Source organism: Frigoribacterium sp. PhB160, assembly GCF_003751785.1.
Classification (GTDB): domain Bacteria; phylum Actinomycetota; class Actinomycetes; order Actinomycetales; family Microbacteriaceae; genus Frigoribacterium.
This window is the reverse complement of record NZ_RKIE01000002.1, coordinates 670,429-687,017: the sequence shown is the minus strand read 5'-3', so window position 1 is coordinate 687,017 and position 16,589 is coordinate 670,429. Positions and strand designations below refer to the sequence as shown.

Annotated in this window: 15 protein-coding genes and 2 tRNA genes; 4 read left to right on the top strand and 13 right to left on the bottom strand. The window is 72.0% G+C overall.

What is annotated here, in order from left to right:
• Positions 1-6: 6 nt before the first annotated feature.
• The 6 genes from EDF38_RS12230 to EDF38_RS12205 form a co-directional block, all read right to left on the bottom strand.
• Complete coding sequence (locus EDF38_RS12230) at positions 7-825, bottom strand: methyltransferase domain-containing protein (protein ID WP_123355644.1); 819 nt, start codon at positions 823-825, stop codon at positions 7-9.
• Positions 826-906: 81 nt separating this feature from the next.
• On the bottom strand, positions 907-2,187 hold the full coding sequence (gene clpX, locus EDF38_RS12225; RefSeq protein ID WP_123355643.1) for an ATP-dependent Clp protease ATP-binding subunit ClpX: 1,281 nt from the start codon (positions 2,185-2,187) through the stop codon (positions 907-909).
• 175 nt (positions 2,188-2,362) lie between these two features.
• Positions 2,363-3,025: an ATP-dependent Clp protease proteolytic subunit gene (locus tag EDF38_RS12220; protein WP_123355642.1), complete on the bottom strand. Its 663-nt coding sequence runs from the start codon at positions 3,023-3,025 to the stop codon at positions 2,363-2,365.
• A gap of 41 nt (positions 3,026-3,066) precedes the next feature.
• Complete coding sequence (locus tag EDF38_RS12215; RefSeq protein WP_123355641.1) at positions 3,067-3,654, bottom strand: ATP-dependent Clp protease proteolytic subunit; 588 nt, start codon at positions 3,652-3,654, stop codon at positions 3,067-3,069.
• A gap of 204 nt (positions 3,655-3,858) precedes the next feature.
• Positions 3,859-5,181, bottom strand: coding sequence for a trigger factor (gene tig, locus EDF38_RS12210; protein ID WP_233572419.1), 1,323 nt, complete (start codon positions 5,179-5,181; stop codon positions 3,859-3,861).
• Between the two features lie 62 nt (positions 5,182-5,243).
• Positions 5,244-5,316 (bottom strand) — tRNA-Pro (locus EDF38_RS12205).
• Positions 5,317-5,465: 149 nt separating this feature from the next.
• On the opposite strand from EDF38_RS12205, the gene EDF38_RS12200 reads away from it, so the two are divergent.
• Positions 5,466-5,539: transfer RNA gene (locus EDF38_RS12200), tRNA-Gly, on the top strand.
• 122 nt (positions 5,540-5,661) lie between these two features.
• Positions 5,662-6,441 carry an SGNH/GDSL hydrolase family protein gene (locus EDF38_RS12195; RefSeq protein ID WP_123355639.1) on the top strand — a complete coding sequence of 260 codons (780 nt, stop codon included), beginning with the start codon at positions 5,662-5,664 and terminating at the stop codon, positions 6,439-6,441.
• Positions 6,442-6,492: 51 nt separating this feature from the next.
• Here EDF38_RS12195 and EDF38_RS12190 read toward each other — a convergent pair whose 3' ends face one another.
• Entirely contained in the window at positions 6,493-7,158 is a 666-nt protein-coding gene (locus EDF38_RS12190) for a response regulator transcription factor (RefSeq protein ID WP_123356062.1), read from the bottom strand.
• Entirely contained in the window at positions 7,155-8,585 is a 1,431-nt protein-coding gene (locus EDF38_RS12185; protein ID WP_123355638.1) for a sensor histidine kinase, read from the bottom strand. The genes EDF38_RS12190 and EDF38_RS12185 overlap by 4 nt, the downstream gene beginning before the upstream one ends.
• Positions 8,586-8,774: 189 nt before the next feature.
• Here EDF38_RS12185 and EDF38_RS12180 point away from each other — a divergent pair, with 189 nt between their 5' ends.
• A complete protein-coding gene (locus EDF38_RS12180) occupies positions 8,775-9,263 on the top strand; it encodes a Dps family protein (protein ID WP_043597026.1) in 489 nt (162 codons plus the stop codon).
• A gap of 76 nt (positions 9,264-9,339) precedes the next feature.
• Here EDF38_RS12180 and EDF38_RS12175 read toward each other — a convergent pair whose 3' ends face one another.
• From EDF38_RS12175 to EDF38_RS12155, 5 genes are all read right to left on the bottom strand, one after another.
• Positions 9,340-10,872 (bottom strand): amidohydrolase, encoded by a 1,533-nt coding sequence (locus EDF38_RS12175; protein ID WP_123355637.1) that lies wholly within the window; start codon positions 10,870-10,872, stop codon positions 9,340-9,342.
• On the bottom strand, positions 10,869-11,492 hold the full coding sequence (locus tag EDF38_RS12170; RefSeq protein WP_123355636.1) for an FMN-binding negative transcriptional regulator: 624 nt from the start codon (positions 11,490-11,492) through the stop codon (positions 10,869-10,871). Before EDF38_RS12170 ends, EDF38_RS12175 begins: the two co-directional genes overlap by 4 nt.
• A gap of 26 nt (positions 11,493-11,518) precedes the next feature.
• Positions 11,519-12,493 carry an Fpg/Nei family DNA glycosylase gene (locus EDF38_RS12165; RefSeq protein ID WP_123355635.1) on the bottom strand — a complete coding sequence of 325 codons (975 nt, stop codon included), beginning with the start codon at positions 12,491-12,493 and terminating at the stop codon, positions 11,519-11,521.
• 96 nt (positions 12,494-12,589) lie between these two features.
• Positions 12,590-13,075: a ribose-5-phosphate isomerase gene (locus tag EDF38_RS12160; protein ID WP_123356060.1), complete on the bottom strand. Its 486-nt coding sequence runs from the start codon at positions 13,073-13,075 to the stop codon at positions 12,590-12,592.
• 91 nt (positions 13,076-13,166) lie between these two features.
• Positions 13,167-13,793: a DsbA family protein gene (locus EDF38_RS12155; RefSeq protein ID WP_123355634.1), complete on the bottom strand. Its 627-nt coding sequence runs from the start codon at positions 13,791-13,793 to the stop codon at positions 13,167-13,169.
• A 94-nt stretch (positions 13,794-13,887) separates the two neighbouring features.
• Here EDF38_RS12155 and pepN point away from each other — a divergent pair, with 94 nt between their 5' ends.
• On the top strand, positions 13,888-16,428 hold the full coding sequence (gene pepN / locus EDF38_RS12150) for an aminopeptidase N (protein ID WP_123355633.1): 2,541 nt from the start codon (positions 13,888-13,890) through the stop codon (positions 16,426-16,428).
• Positions 16,429-16,589 lie beyond the last annotated feature (161 nt).

Below are 16,589 nucleotides of genomic sequence, written 5' to 3'. Positions count from 1 at the left end.
CCCGGATCATGCCCGGGCGAGCACCTCGCCGTGCGGCATGAACAGCGTGCCGTCCGGGGCGTCGCGCCACGCGAGCCACGCGTCGGCGATGCCCCGCAGCTCGGCGTCGGTCGCCACGCCCTTGCCGATCGCGTCGCCGTGGAACGCCGACTGCGTCGCCCGCGCGGCCCAGCTGTCCCCCCACCACGCACGCTCCTCGTCCGAGGCGAAGCACCACACGGAGGCGCTGCTCACGACGTCGGTCAGGCCCGCCTCGAGCGCCCACCCGCGCAGGCGCCTGCCGGCGTCGGGCTCGCCGCCGTTGCCGCGGTGCACCTGCTGGTAGACGTCCATCCACCGCTCGAGGCCGGGCGACTCCGGAGCCCAGACGACGCCGTGGTAGTCGACCTCGCGCGCCGCGACGACACCGCCGGGCACGGCCACCCGCCGCATCTCGCGGAGCGCGGCGACCGGGTCGCCGACGTGCTGGAGCACCTGGTGCGCGTGGACGACGTCGAACGTGTCGTCGTCGAAGGGCAGCGCGTACAGGTCGGCCGTGACGAACTCGACGTTCTCGACGCCGCGCTCTCGGGCCAGGGCCGTCGCCTGCTCGACGACGACGGAGGCCGAGTCCACCCCGACGACGCGACCGGGGGCGAGCCGGTCGGCCAGGTCGACGGTGATCGTGCCCGGGCCCGACCCCACGTCGAGCAGCGACCGGCCCGGCCGGAGCAGCGGCGCCAGGTACGCGGCGCTGTTGTCGACCGTCCGCCACGTGTGGCTGCGCAGCACGCTCTCGTGGTGGCCGTGGGTGTACCGGGCGGGGGTCTCGGGGCGCTCGCTCATGCGCCCGACCCTAGCGAGCCTCCTCGCCGGTGACGACCCGCCCGCTCTCTCGAGCGGGGTCGTCGTCCCGACGCCCGCCGGCTACGCGGACTTGTCGATGCGCTCTTCGGTGATGCGCGGCACGATCGTCGGTGCCGCGTTCTCCATGACGGAGGCCCGGGTGACGACCACGCGCCCGACCGTGTCGTCGGAGGGCACGTCGAACATGATCGGCCCGAGGACCTCTTCGAGGATGGCACGCAGGCCTCGCGCACCCGTCTGGCGGAGGACGGCCAGGTCGGCGATCGCCTCGAGGGCCTCGGTGTCGAACTCGAGCTCGACGCCGTCGATCTCGAACATGCGCTGGTACTGGCGCACCAGGGCGTTCTTCGGCTCGGTGAGGATCTGCATGAGGGCGGCCTGGTCGAGCTGCGTCACCGTGGTGACGACGGGAAGGCGGCCGATGAACTCGGGGATCAGCCCGAACTTGTGCAGGTCTTCGGGCAGGACCTCGCTGAACAGCGCCGCCTCGTCTTCTTTGCTGTGCAACGGGGCGCCGAAGCCGATGCCGCGCTTGCCGGCCCGGTTGCTGATGATGTCCTCGAGACCGGCGAAGGCGCCCGCGACGATGAAGAGCACGTTCGTCGTGTCGACCTGGATGAACTCCTGGTGGGGGTGCTTGCGCCCGCCCTGCGGGGGCACGGACGCGACGGTGCCCTCGAGGATCTTGAGCAGGGCCTGCTGCACGCCCTCGCCCGAGACGTCGCGGGTGATCGACGGGTTCTCGGCCTTGCGCGCGATCTTGTCGATCTCGTCGATGTAGATGATGCCGGTCTCGGCCCGCTTGACGTCGTAGTCGGCGGCCTGGATCAGCTTGAGGAGGATGTTCTCGACGTCCTCGCCGACGTAGCCGGCCTCGGTGAGGGCGGTCGCGTCGGCGACGGCGAACGGCACGTTGAGGCGCTTCGCGAGGGTCTGGGCCAGGTAGGTCTTGCCGCAGCCCGTCGGGCCGATCAGCAGGATGTTCGACTTCGAGATCTCGACCTCGTCGGCCAGCGACTCGGCGGCGGTGAGGGTCGAGGCGGCGCGGATGCGCTTGTAGTGGTTGTAGACGGCCACCGAGAGCGCGCGCTTGGCGGCGTCCTGCCCGATGACGTACTCCTCCAGGAAGGAGTAGATCTCGCGCGGCTTGGGCAGGTCGAACTCGCTCGCGGGCTCTTCGCCGGCCTCGGCCAGTCGCTCTTCGATGATCTCGTTGCACAGCTCGACGCACTCGTCGCAGATGTACACGCCGGGGCCCGCGATCAGCTGCTGGACCTGCTTCTGGCTCTTGCCGCAGAACGAGCACTTGAGAAGATCCGCGCTCTCACCGATGCGTGCCATGCCCGGCCTCCCTGTCGCTCGTCGACGCCCCCTGTCGGACGCCGTCCACCGAGCCTAACCCGATCCCCCGACACTCACGGACCCCCGCCCGGCCATTCGCGCCTGCGCCGGACGCGACGAGGCCCCGGGCGTCCGCCCGGGGCCTCGAGGTGCGCGGCGTGGAGGCCGCGCGGCGTCAGCGCGTGAGCGCCGGCTGGTTCTTGCGCGAGGTGAGCACCTGGTCGACGAGACCGTAGGCGAGCGCCTCGTCGGCGCCGAGGATGTTGTCGCGCTCGATGTCGCGGTTGACCTCCTGCGGCGTCTTGTTCGAGTGCTTCGACAGCGTCTCCTCGAGCCAGGTGCGCATGCGGAGCACCTCGGCCGCCTGGATCTCGATGTCGGACGCCTGTCCGCCGCCGCTGCCGCCGGTGGACGGCTGGTGGATGAGCACCCGGGCGTTCGGCAGCGCCAGGCGCTTGCCGGGCTGGCCGGCCGCGAGCAGCACGGCCGCGGCCGAGGCCGCCTGGCCGAGGCACACCGTCTGGATCTCGGGACGGATGTACTGCATCGTGTCGTAGATCGCCGTCATGGCCGTGAACGAGCCGCCGGGCGAGTTGATGTAGAGCGTGATGTCGCGGTCGGGGTCCATGCTCTCGAGCACGAGCAGCTGGGCCATGATGTCGTCCGCCGAGGCGTCGTCGACCTGCACGCCGAGGAAGACGATGCGGTCCTCGAACAGCTTGGCGTACGGGTCCTGGCGCTTGTAGCCGTAGGCCGTGCGCTCTTCGAAGCTGGGGAGGATGTACCGGGAGCTGGGGGTCTGCAGTCGGCCCGCGCCGCCCATCATCGGGAGTTCCATGAGTCTGTCTCTTTCTCTGCTGACGATCGGGGAGGGTTCGGCTACGACTGGTCGGTGCCGGCGCCGCCGACGACGTCGGTGGCCGAGCCGCGGATGTGGTCGACGAAGCCGTACTCGAGGGCCTCTTCCGCCGTGAACCAGCGGTCGCGGTCGCCGTCCTCGTTGATCTGCTCGACGCTCTTGCCCGTCTGGGCCGCCGTGATCTCGGCGAGGCGCTGCTTCATCGAGAGGATGAGCTGGGCCTGCGTCTGGATGTCGGACGAGGTGCCGCCGAAGCCGCCGTGCGGCTGGTGCAGCAGGACGCGGGCGTTCGGGGTGATGTACCGCTTGCCCTTGGTGCCCGCGGTCAGCAGCAGCTGACCCATCGACGCGGCCATGCCGATGCCGACGGTGACGATGTCGTTCGGCACGAACTCCATGGCGTCGTAGATCGCCATGCCGGCCGTGATCGACCCGCCGGGCGAGTTGATGTAGAGGTAGATGTCCTTCTCGCTGTCCTCGGCGGCGAGGAGAAGGAGCTTCGCTGCGATCTCGTTGGCGTTCTCGTCCCGCACCTCGGAACCGAGCCAGATGATGCGGTCTTTGAGCAGTCGGTCAAAAACACTGTTGGGCAGTGTCACGTCGGCCATGGTGGAGCTCCCATTCGTTGTCGCTTGGTGTCGAACCTATCGGGTGCAACGCAAGCGGTCCGGGGTGTTCGCCCACGGCAATACCGAGTCTCGGGCGCACCGCCGACGAGCGGCCGAGGAGGCGCCGGGCAGCTGCCCGGCACCGCCCCCGGACGACGGAGGGCCGGGTGCGATCTCGCACCCGGCCCTCGTCGTCAGGACGACCTACGCGTGGTCGTGCCCCGCGTGGTCGTCGTCGCCGCCGACGCCGGCCGTGGCGGTGAAGGCCGACAGGTCGACCGCCGCGCCCTCGCCGTCGACGACCGTGGCCTTCGACAGGACGACGGCCAGCGCCTTGCTGCGCGCCACCTCGCCGACCATGGCGGGGATCTGGCCGTTCTGGTCGAGGACCTTGATGAACTCGCCGGGCTCCATGCCGTACTGGGCGGCGCCCTGGATCAGGTACTGGGTGAGCTCGTCCTGCTCGACCTTGACCTCTTCCTTCTCGGCGATCGCGTCGAGGAGGATCTGGTTGCGGAAGGCCTTCTCGCTGCTCTCCTTGACCTCGGCGCGGTGCTCCTCGTCCTCGAGGCGGTTCTCCTGCTCGAGGTGACGGTGCACCTCGTCCTCGACGAGCTTCTCGGGGACGGGGATCTCGACGGCCTCGAGGAGCTTCTCGACGACCTGGTCGCGCGCCTGGGCGCCCTGGCCGAAGGTCTTCGACTTGGCGAGCTGCTCCTTGAGGTCGCCCTTGAGCTCGTCGATGGTGTCGAACTGGCTGGCGATCTGGGCGAAGTCGTCGTCGGCCTCGGGCAGCTCGCGCTCCTTGACGGCGGTGACGGTGACGGCGATCAGGGCGGTCTCGCCCTCGCGGTCGCCGCCGAGCAGCTTCGACTCGAAGGTGGTCGACTCGCCGGCGGTCAGCGACTCGAGCGCCTCGTCGATGCCCTCGATCAGCTCGCCCGAGCCGAGCTCGTACGAGATGCCCTTGGCCGTGTCGACCTCGTCGTCGCCGATCGTGGCGGTGAGGTCGATCTGGGCGAAGTCGCCCGTGGTGGCGGGACGGTCGACCGTGACGAGCGTGCCGAAGCGCGTGCGGAGGTTCGAGAGCTCTTCGTCGACCTCGTCGTCGGTGATCTCGACGGTGTCGACCGTGAGCTCGATGCCGTCGTAGGCGGGGAGGTCGAACTCGGGACGCACGTCGACCTCGACGGCGATCTTGAGGTCGCCGGAGAAGTCCTTCACGTCGGGCCACTCGACGACGTCGGCCTCGGGACGGCCGAGGACGCGGATCTCGGTCTCGGTGACGGCCTCGCGGTAGAACTTGTCGAGGCTCTCGCTGACCGCGTGGTTCAGGACCTCTTCGCGGCCGACGCGCTGGTCGATGATGGGCGGCGGCACCTTGCCCTTGCGGAAGCCGGGGATGTTGATCGACTCGGCGATGTGACCGTAGGCGTGCGTGACGCTGGGCTTCAGCTCGTCGGGGGTGACGACGATGTTGAGCTTGACGCGCGTGGGGCTGAGCTTCTCAACCGTGGTCTGGACCAATGTGGGGCTTCTCCTGTGTTGGTGGCGCTGGTCTCGCATCCGAGACAGCGGGATAGAGGACGTCGGGGCGACAGGACTCGAACCTGCGATCTTCCGCCCCCAAAACGGACGCGCTAGCCACTACGCTACGCCCCGTGCATCACCTGGCTCGGCCTGCCCCGTGGCTCCCGTTGAGGTCGGGTGGGAACAGGCCGGTGAGAGTCTAGCCGACCACGACGGCCCGTGACTGAGCGGTCGCGCGACATGGTTTACACTGGGAGACACCCGTGCGGCTCGGCCGCTCCGGGGATGTAGCTCAATGGTAGAGCCTCAGTTTTCCAAACTGATGGCGCGGGTTCGATTCCCGTCATCCCCTCCACGCACGACGCACCGCCGTCCCTCCCCGCACGACGCACCGTCGTCGTCCTCGCCCGCGCGCCTCCTCCCGGGGTAGCCCGACGATCATCCCTCCGGTGGTCGGAGTCGCCCCCGGGGTGCGGCATGATCGTCCCCATGGGACGGGCGACGATCGCACGGGTCGCTCTGACGGGGGCGGCCCTCGCCGTCGCGCTCGTCGGCTGTGCCGGCCAGGCGACCACCGCCTCCCCCGGCTCCCTGCCGACCGGCGAGCCCCAGGCCGCGGCGTCGGCCGCCCCCGCGACGACGGGCCTCCGCGTCGCGATCGTCGGCGACTCGCTGACGGCGGGCGGCGGTCGCCTGCTCAGCGACGGGCTCGACGCCGACACGTGGATGACCTACGCGCAGGGCGACGGCGTCGACTACGTCGGCGGCTGGGCCAAGGGCGGCAGCACCGTGCAGGAGCAGGCGGCGGCGGTGCGCCCGATCGCCGACGTCGACGTGCTCGTGCTCATGTCGGGCACCAACGACGTGCGGCGGCAGATCTCGTTCGCCGACTCCCGCTCCTCGTACGAGTCGATCATCGACACGATCGACGCCCGGCACGTCGTGATCGCGGCCATCCCGCCCTACGACCGCTCGCCGGTCGCCGCCCTCCGGTACGAGGCCGACCTCGAGCGCTGGGTCGCGACGACCGACCACACCTTCGTCGACCCGTGGGGCTTCGCTCGCGACGGGGCGGTCTTCGCCCGCGGCACGACCGACGACGGCGTCCACCCCACGACGAGCGGTTACCGCCTGCTGGGGACGGGCCTGCGGGAGGCGATCCTCGACGTCGGTCGACGCGCCTCCGACGCGGCCCCGACCGATGCGGCCACGAGCGACCCGGTCGCCGGCGGCGAGGGCGTCGTCACCGGCAGCTGACCGCGGCCACGCCGGCCCGGCCGGAGGCGCGGTGAGGCCCGGCCGCGCCCGTCACCGCTGCAGGTACGCCAGCACCGCGAGCACCCGACGGTGGTCGCTCCCGCTGTCCTCCAGCAGGAGCTTCTGGAAGATCGACGTCACGTTCTTCTCGACGGCGCCCGTGCCGATGACGAGCTGCGCGGCGATGGCGCCGTTCGTCCGGCCCTCGGCCATCAGCGTGAGAACCTCGCGCTCGCGCGGCGTCAGCGCCTGCAGCGGGTCGCCCCGACGCCCGAGCAGCTGCGACACCACCTGCGGGTCGAGCACCGTCCCCCCGCCGGCCACCCGGCCGAGGGCGTCGCGGAACTCGTCGATCGAGGCGATCCGGTCCTTCAGCAGGTAGCCGACGCCGCCGGAGCCCGCCTCGAGCAGGTCGCGGGCGTAGGCGACCTCGACGTACTGGGACAGCAGCAGGATCGCCGTGCGCGGCGCCCGGCGACGGATCTCGATCGCGGCGCGCACGCCCTCGTCGGTGTGGGTCGGGGGCATGCGGACGTCGAGCACGGCGACGTCCGCCGCGAGCCCGTCGAGGTCGGCGAGCAGCGAGTCGGCGTCGGCGTAGGCGCCCACGACGTCGACCCCGATCTCGTCGAGCAGCCGCACGAGGCCCTCCCGGAGGAGGACGGAGTCGTCGGCGACGACCACGCGGAGGTCGGTGTCGAGGGAGCCGTCGGTCATCCGGCCAGTCTGGCAGCCCCGGCGTCGTCGGGCGTGGGGTCGTCCGACGGCACGGGAGCGGGGTGGAGCGGGATGCTCACCGTCACGATGGTCGGCCCGCCCGTCGGGCTCGAGATGTCGAGGAAGCCGCCGAGGCCCACGAGGCGCTCCTGCACCCCGGCGAGCCCGTGCCCGTCGCGGAGCCCGGCGCCGCCCTGGCCGTCGTCCGTCACGACCAGCTCGAGCAGGGTGCCGAGGCCGTCGGGGGCCGTGCGGGTGCGCAGCACGACGTCGGCCGTGGCCGCGCCGGAGTGCTTGCCGATGTTCGTCACGAGCTCCGACGAGATGAAGTAGGCGTTGCGCTCGATGTCGGCGGGCACGACGACGTGGGCGGGCACCCGGTTCAGCAGCGTGGTGGGGATCACGGCGCGGTCGACGAGCGACTCCAGGGCGGCGAGGAGGCCGCGGTCGAGCAGGAGGGGCGGGGCGAAGCCGCGGGACAGGGCGCGCAGCTCTTCCAGGGCCTCTCGGGACTGGGCCCGCGCCTCCTCGATGAGGGCCTTGCTCTTCTCGGGGTCGGCGTCGACGGCGCGGGACGCCGCGGCGAGGTCCATCTGGAGGCGCACCAGCCGCTGCTGGGGACCGTCGTGGATGTCGCGCTCGAGCCGCCGCAGGGCCGTTCCCTCGGCCGACAGCGCGGCCGTGCGCGAGATCTCGCGGTCGGCCAGCTCGACGGCGAGCTGATCGGAGCGGAAGCCGCCGAGCATCGCGGCCGCGATCGCGTGGTGCATGACGACGAAGCCGTGCGTGAGGAACGGGAGCAACAGGGCGGCACCGGCCAGCACCACGGCCCCGAAGAAGAACGCGACGAGCCCGAGGCCGCTGCTGACCGCGGTGTGCACGTTGAGCCCGACGCCCTCGGGCACCCCCGCGGCGACGGCGACGCCGACGGCGACGAGGGCGACGGGGCCCGCCACGACGGCGACGAGGACGAAGGTCGTGAAGCCGGCGACGACGGGGAAGACCACGACGCCGTAGAGGAGGTAGAGCCAGTAGTGCGGGTTCGCGACGGCCGACAGGGCACGGACGAGCTTCGAGCTGCTGCGGCCCCAGTGGGTGTTGGGCGTCCAGTCGACGGGGCGCACCGGCCGGTCGATCGCCCACCGGAGCCGGACGACCTCGAAGGTGCCGAACCAGCGTGCGAGCCAGAGGGCGGAGAAGACGACGACGCCCACGAAGAGGATCGCGGCGAACGAGCTGTCGGCGGTGCCGAGCGCGTCGAAGAAGAGGGAGGCCGCGCCGCCGACCACGACCACGAGCACCGCCGAGAGGCCGACGTAGCCGAGCTCGCGCGGCAGCTCGCGCCACCGCCGCCGGTAGCCGCCGGGTTGCGCGGGGCGCGAGGCGTAGGGGTTCGTCGGTGCGCTGATGGGGGTCTCCTGGATCATGGGTACGAGCCTGGCCGGAGGCGCGCTCGGGTCCCATGGTGCCAGCGCCCGGACCCGTGGTGGGGTTTCCCCCCCTCTGCGCGCCGGGCCGGTGAGCCCAGCCTCACCTCAGTGAGCGGAGCCTCAGCTTCGTTGCGGAATCCTGCAGGACGTCTAGCGTTGCCTCCATCGTCTAGGAAAGGACACGTCATGACCGACATCACCCGCACCGTCCCCCAGGGTTCCGTCGACCCCGACGTCGCCGCCGGCGTCGCCCAGTTCCTCAGCCAGATCGTCACCGACATGACCGCGCTGTCCGTCAACGGCAAGCAGGCGCACTGGCACGTGCGCGGCATCGCGTTCGTCGCCGTGCACGAGCTCATCGACGTGGTCGTCGACCACGCCCGCGAGTGGGCCGACCTGGCCGCCGAGCGCGTCGTCGCCCTCGGCCTCCCCGTCGACGGCCGCATCGAGACCGTCGCCGCCAAGACGGTCATCCCCCCGACCTCGCCCGGCTTCAACCAGATCGACGTGACGATCGCCGAGCTGGTCGCCCAGATCGACGCCTCGCTCGTCGCCGTCCGCGAGGCGATCGACGAGCTCGGCGAGCTCGACGCCTCGAGCCAGGACGTCGCCATCGAGATCTCCCGCGGCCTCGAGAAGGACCGATGGTTCCTCGCCGCGCACGTCGCCGGCTGAGCGACGCACCCCGACCGAGGACGACGGCCGCTGCCCCTCGGGGCGGCGGCCGTCGTCGCGTGCGGGGCGACCGCCCTCAGAGCGCCCGGTGGGTGAAGCGGCCGGCGAGCAGGGTCGCCGAGACGACGAGGCTCCGCAGCTCGGCGTCGGTGGCCGTCAGTGGGTCGGCCTCGGTGACGACGAGGTCCGCGACGGAGCCGGCCTCGACCCGCGACCGGCCCCCGGTCGACGCGGCGAGCGCGGTGCGGGCCGCGATCCGCTGCTCGGGGTGCCACGGGTCGCGGCCGTCCCGGGCACGCCAGACGGCGGCGGCGATCGCGACCCAGGGGTCGAGCGGCGCGACCGGGGCGTCGGACCCCAGCTGCAGCCGCACGCCCGCCGCCGCGAGGCTCTCCCACGCGTACGAACGCCCGGTGCGGCCGGCCCACAGCCGGTCGGCGACGTCGCGGTCGTCCATGGCGTGCTCGGGCTGCACGCTCGCGACGATCCCCAGCCGTGCGAACCGGGCGAGGTCGGCCGGGTCGAGCAGCTGCGCGTGCTCGATCGACCCGCCGCAGCCGACCTCCTCGAGGGCGTCGAGGGCCGACGCGTTCGCCGCGTCGCCGATGGCGTGCACCGCGGGGACCAGGCCCGCCGAGGAGGCGCGCCTCAGGTGCGCGACGAGCGCCTCCCGGTCGTAGGTGGCCACGCCGTGCGCCCCGGGGTCGCCCTCGGTGCCGACGTACGGGTCGTGGCACCACGCCGTCCGCGTGCCGAGCGAGCCGTCGGTGATGACCTTCGCGGGGCCGACCGTGACGAGGCCGTCCGTGCCGGGGACGACGTCGCCGGTGCGCAGGCCCCGCGCGATCGCCTCGTCGAGGTCCTGCGGGTAGACGCCCGCCCGCACCCGCAGCGACGTCGTGCCGGCGGCCACGCGCCGTGCCCAGCGGTCGACGGAGAACGTCATCTCGAGGTCGACGATGCCGACGACGCCGCGCGCGGCCGCGGCCCGGGCGGCCTCGCCCACCCACTCGTCGAGCTGCCGCTCGGAGACGGCGCTGACGGCCGTGCTGACCGCGAAGGCCTCGGCCTCGCGCAGCAGCCCGGTCGGGTGGTCGCCGTGGCCGTGCGCCGCGAGGGCGCGGGAGTCGAGCCAGACGGAGTGGAGGTCCTTGCTGACGAGCACGACCGGCACGTCGCCGCTCACCGCGTCGAGGAGGGCACGGGTCGGCTCGTCGGCCCAGAGCGCGTCCTGGAAGCCGTAGCCGACGAGCGGCTGGCCGGGCGCGAGCGGCCTCGACCGCAGCCGCTCCCCCACGAGCGACGCGGCCTCGGCGGCGGACCGGGCCGACGACACGTCGAGGCGACGGCGGACGAGCGCCCACTGGTCCATGTGCACGTGCGAGTCCCAGAGCCCGGGGCCGAGCCAGCGGCCGTCGAGGTCCACGACCTCGACGTCGGCAGCCGTGCCGACCCCGGCGGAGGGCTCGATCACCGCGACGTGCCCGTCGCGGAGCAGCACGTCGACCCGGTCGGCGTCGCCGGGGGCGTGGACGCCGGTGAGGCGGGCGTTCCTCAGGAGGACGGGACGCGCCTCCGCGGGTCCGAGGTCGGAGATGGGGCCCGTCATCGGCCGTGCACCCGGCGCATCTCGGCGGCGAGCGCGGGCTGCGCGTAGTGCTCGCCGTGCTCGAGCTCGGCGACGATGCGGTCGACGACCTCGGGCGCCTTGTTCTGGCTGAGCTTCGCGCGGGCGTCGAACCGTCCGACCCGGAGGCGGATGCCCACGGTGCCGAGGGCCATGCGCCGAGCACCCTCCTCGTCGAGCTCGAGGCTGACCGGCTCGGGCATGACGGCCTCGAAGTGGTCGACGAGCTCGCCGAGCACGCGGTAGTTCTCCTCGGCCGAGAGGATCTCGGGCGTGCCCCAGAGGTGCGCGGTGACGTGGTTCCAGGTGGGGACGATCTGCTCGGCCGGGTACCAGGCCGGCGACACGTAGCCGTGCGGGCCCTGGACGATCACCATCACCTCGTGCTCGCCGAGCTCGTGGGAGCGCTCGTCCGGGCGCCCGACGTGGCTCACCAGCACGATCGCGTCGGGGTCGGCAGGGTCGTCCTCGAGCACCACCGGGTAGTGCGAGGCGACGATGCCCGCCGCGGTCGACGACACGATCGTCGCCCACGGGTTCTCACGGACGAGCCGCTTCACCTCGTCGACGTCGGACAGGACGAAGTGGGGGGTGTGCCTCATGCGAGAACACTGCCACAGGAGGCGCGTCACACCTGGTCGGTCGGGCACCAGTAGAGCTTGCGGCCCGCGGCCATCTCCATGACGATGTTCGTCCCGCAGACGCGGCACGGCAGGCCCTCGCGGTGGTAGACCCAGTGTCGGTCGGCGCGGCTGCGCAGCGCCTTCGCGTGCTGGGCCTTCGTGAGGCCGTCCATCGTCATCATCTGGCCGAGCTCGACTCCGCTCTTCAGCAACTTCGTCCAGTCCTTGTACAGGGCCCGCAGGACGTCCTCGGGCACCTGGTTCCCGGGCGTGTGCGGGTCGAGCCGGGCGCGGAACAGCAGCTCGGCCCGGTAGATGTTGCCGATGCCGCTGACGACCGACTGGTCCATCAGCAGCAGGCCGATCGGCGTGCGCTTCTTCCGCACCGTCGCGACGAAGCGGTCGCTGCCCTTCTTGGGGCCGTCGACGAGCGGGTCGGGCCCGAGCTTCGCGATCGCGGCCGCGACGCCCTCGTCGTCGAGCACCTCGCACTTCGTCGGGCCGCGCAGGTCGCCGACCACCGCGTCCGTGAGCAGGCGGACGCGCACCTGGCCGACCGGCTCGGGCGGGAACGACTCGATGTCGTCCTCCGCCTTCTCCTGCTCGGCCATGCGCACCCGGCTGCGGCGGGGCGCCCCGATGCTCGACATCGAGTCCTCGCCGTCGTCGTCGGGCGTGGCCTCGGCCTTGCGCGTGCGGGCCCGGCGGGTGCGTGACTCGGCCATCGAGTGCCCGGTCGCGATGTCGCCCGCGAAGTCCCACGCGCCGTAGAGGCCGAGGTGCACGTGCAGCCAGAGCCCGTTGTCGAACTCCAGGAACATCTGCTTGCCCACCGCCTTGGCGTCGACCATGGTCGCGCCGTCGAGCTTCTCGGCCCCCGCGGCGAAGCGCCCCTGCGGCGAGCTCACCTCGCAGCGGCTGCCGACGAAGGTCTGCTCGAACTGGTTGGCGATGCGGTGGACGGAATGGCCCTCGGGCACGGTGGGATCCCTCTCGGTCGGGCGACGCGGCACGAGGGCCGGGACGACGGAGCGGCGGGGCCGTCAGCCGGCCCCGCCGCCCTCGACGTTACGTCGTCAGTCGACCGGGTGCCCGGCGATCGCGCCGGTGGTCTCGTACTCGCCGACCTGGGCGATGCGGCGCACGTGGCGCTCGTCGTTGCTGAACGGCTCGGCGACGAACGTGTCGATGAACGCGAGGGCCTCGGCCTCGGTGTGCTGGCGGGCCCCGATCGCGATGACGTTGGCGTCGTTGTGCTGCCGGGCGAGCTTCGCGGTGGAGTCGTTCCAGACGAGGGCGGCGCGCACGCCCTCGACCTTGTTCGCCGCGATCTGCTCGCCGTTTCCCGAGCCGCCGAAGACGACGCCGAGGGCCTCGTGGCCGGCCCGCTGGTCGCGGACAGTCGCCCGCGCCGCCGCGATGCAGAACGACGGGTAGTCGTCGAGGGGCTCGTAGCTGGTGGGTCCGTGGTCGGTGACCTCGTGGCCGGCGTCGGAGAGGTGACGGATGACGGTCTGGCTGAACTCGAGGCCGGCGTGGTCGGTCGCGACGTGGATGCGCATGGTGATCATCCTAGAACCGGGCGCGGGGGCGGCCGACGCCGTCCGCGCCTCCTCGTCGGGGTCGTCCCGGAGCACGAGGAGGCGCGGCTCGTCAGTCGAAGACCGGCCCCGTCGTGCGCGTGCGCTTGATCTCGAAGAAGCCCGGGTACGAGGCCACGGCCACGACGCCGTCCCACAGGCGGAGGGCCTCGTCGCCCTTCGGCGCGGGCGAGATGACGGGACCGAAGAAGGCGACGCCGTCGACCGCGATGACGGGGGTGCCGACGTCCTGGCCGACGCGGCCGATGCCGTCGAAGTGGCTGGCACGCATCTGCTCGTCGTACTCGTCGGTGTCGGCGTGCCGGGCGAGGTCGGCGGGCAGGCCGACCTCGGCGAGCGCCGCGGGGATCACGACGTCGGCGTCGGTCTCGCCGCCGGGGTGGATGCGCGTGCCGAGGGCGTCGTAGAGGGGCTTGACGACCTGCTGGCCGTGCAGCTCGCCCGCGGCCGTGACGAGGCGGGTGTAGCGGAGCATGCGGGCGAAGTTGGCCCTGTACTCGTCGCTGACGTCGGCGTCCTCGTTCAGCACGGCGAGGCTCATGACGTGGAAGGTCACGTCGAGGTCGCGGTGGCGGGCGACCTCGTCGACCCAGCGGCTGGTCATCCAGGCCCAGGGGCACGAGGGGTCGAACCAGAAGTCGACGGAGGTGTGGGGAGCGGGGGCGACGGTGTCGGTCATGCGCCCCAGTGAACACCCCGGGCCGGGAGGGCCGGTCTAGGCTCGTCCCCGGACCACGAGTCCCCCACGACACCTGACGACGCTAGGAGCAACCGTGCCCGGAGAGAACCTGACCCGACTCGAGGCGCAGGAGCGCAAGAGCGTCGTCGACGTGCAGTCGTACGACGTCGAGCTCGACCTGACCCGCGGCGAGGAGGTCTTCGGCAGCACGACGACCGTGCGCTTCACCGCGACGCCGGGCGCCTCGACCTTCATCGACGCCCTCACGCGCACCGTGCACTCGGTGACGCTGAACGGCGCCGCCCTCGACGCGGCCGCCGTCTCGGACGGCGTGCGCATCCAGCTCGCCGACCTGGCCGCCGAGAACGTGCTCGAGGTCGTCGCCGACGCCGAGTACACCAACACCGGCGAGGGCCTGCACCGCTTCGTCGACCCCGTCGACGGCGAGGTGTACCTCTACTCGCAGTTCGAGGTGCCCGACAGCCGTCGCGTCTTCGCCGTGTTCGAGCAGCCCGACCTCAAGGCGACCTTCCGCTTCGTCGTCACCGCTCCCGCCCGCTGGCAGGTCGTCAGCAACCAGCCGACGCCCGAGCCCGTGGTCGACGGCGAGTCGGCGACCTGGAGCTTCTCCCCCACGCCGGTGCTCTCGAGCTACGTCACGGCGATCATCGCCGGCCCGTACGACGTGGTGCGCAGCGAGCTGACGAGCTCCGACGGCCGCACGATCCCCCTGGGCATCTTCACCCGTCGCTCGCTCACCGAGCACCTCGACGCCGACTACATCTTCGAGAAGACCCGTCAGGGCTTCTCGTACTACGAGGAGAAGTTCGACTTCCCCTACCCCTTCGACAAGTACGACCAGCTCTTCGTGCCCGAGTTCAACGCCGGCGCGATGGAGAACGCGGGCGCCGTCACCTTCGTCGAGACCTACGTCTTCCGCAGCAAGGTCACGGACGCCATCAAGGAGCGACGGGTCGTCACGATCCTGCACGAGCTGGCCCACATGTGGTTCGGCGACCTCGTCACCATGAAGTGGTGGGACGGCCTCTGGCTCAACGAGTCGTTCGCCGAGTGGGCGTCGACCATCTCGACCGCCGAGGCGACGGAGTGGACCGAGGCCTGGACCACCTTCCAGGCGATGGAGAAGAGCTGGGCCTACCGCCAGGACCAGCTGCCCTCGACCCACCCCGTCGTCGCGACCATCAACGACCTCGAGGACGTGCAGGTCAACTTCGACGGCATCACGTACGCCAAGGGCGGCTCGGTGCTCAAGCAGCTCGTCGCGTGGGTCGGCATCGACGCCTTCTACGCCGGCGTCGCGGCCTACTTCACGAAGCACCACCACTCGAACACCGACCTCCGCGACCTGCTCGCCGAGCTCGAGGCCACCTCGGGCCGCGAGCTCACCAGCTGGAGCGAGAAGTGGCTCGAGACCGCGGGCGTCAACACGCTGCGCCCCGAGCTCGAGACCGACGCCGACGGCGTCGTCACCTCGTTCGCCGTGCTGCAGGAGGCGACCGCCGAGCACCCGACGATTCGTCCCCACCGCCTCGCCGTCGGCCTCTACGCCCTCCGGGACGGGTCGCTCGTCCGCACCGAGCGCGTCGAGATCGACGTCGACGGCCCGCGCACCGAGGTGCCCGAGCTCGTCGGCCTGCACCGCGGCGACCTCGTGCTCATCAACGACGACGACCTCGCCTACGCGAAGATCCGCCTCGACGAGCAGTCGCTCGCGACGGCGCTCGCGCACCTGTCGGGCATCGCCGACCCGCTGGCCCGCGCCCTCGTCTGGGGCTCGGTCTGGGACGCCACGCGCGACGCCGAGACCTCGCCGTCCGACTACGTGCGCCTCGTGCTCGACAACATCGCGACCGAGACCGAGTCGACGACCATCCGCACGACGCTGGCGCAGCTCGCCCAGGCCGCCCGCAGCTACGTCGAGCCCGCGCGCCGCGCCGCCGTCCTCGCCGAGGTCGGCGACGGGCTCTGGACCCTCGCCCAGGAGGCGCAGGCCGGCTCGGACGCGCAGTTCCAGTTCGTGAAGGCGTTCGCCGTCGTCGCCTCGACCGAGTCGCACACCGCGGCGCTCCGGGGCCTGCTCGACGGCTCGGTCGCGCTCGACGGCCTGACGATCGACACCGACCTCCGCTGGGAGCTGCTCGAGGGGCTCGTCCTCGTGGGCGACGCCGGGCACGACGAGATCGACGCCGCGCTCGAGGTCGACAACACGGCCAACGGCGCCCAGGCGGCCGCGCGGGCCCGCGCGACCATCCCGACGACCGAGGCGAAGCTCGCCGCGTTCGCCTCGATCGTCGACAGCTCCGACCAGCCGAACGCGATCGTCCGCGCCACGGCCCAGGGCTTCCAGCACGTGAACGACCCCGAGGTGCTGCGCCCGGTCGTCGAGCGCTACTTCGCCTCGCTCACCGGCATCTGGGAGACGCGCAGCTACCACATCGCCGACACCCTCGTCTCGGGCCTCTACCCGGCGGCCCTGGCCGACCGGCAGCTCGTCGAGGCGACGGAGGCGTGGCTCGCCGCGAACCCGGAGGTCCCGGCCCTGCGCCGCATCGTCGTCGAGAGCCTCTCCGGCGTCGAGCGCGCGCTGCGCGTCCAGGCTGTCGACTCGCAGTAGCACCGACCGGGGTGCGGGCACCTGCCGGCCCGCGCCTCCGGTGCCGGCCCTCCGCGACCGCACTCCTCCGCCCGCGACCGAGGGCGGGTCCTGCACACAGGACCCGCCGTCGGTCCGTCCAGGGGGCTCACCGCGGGGCCTTGCACCGTCGTGCTTGACTT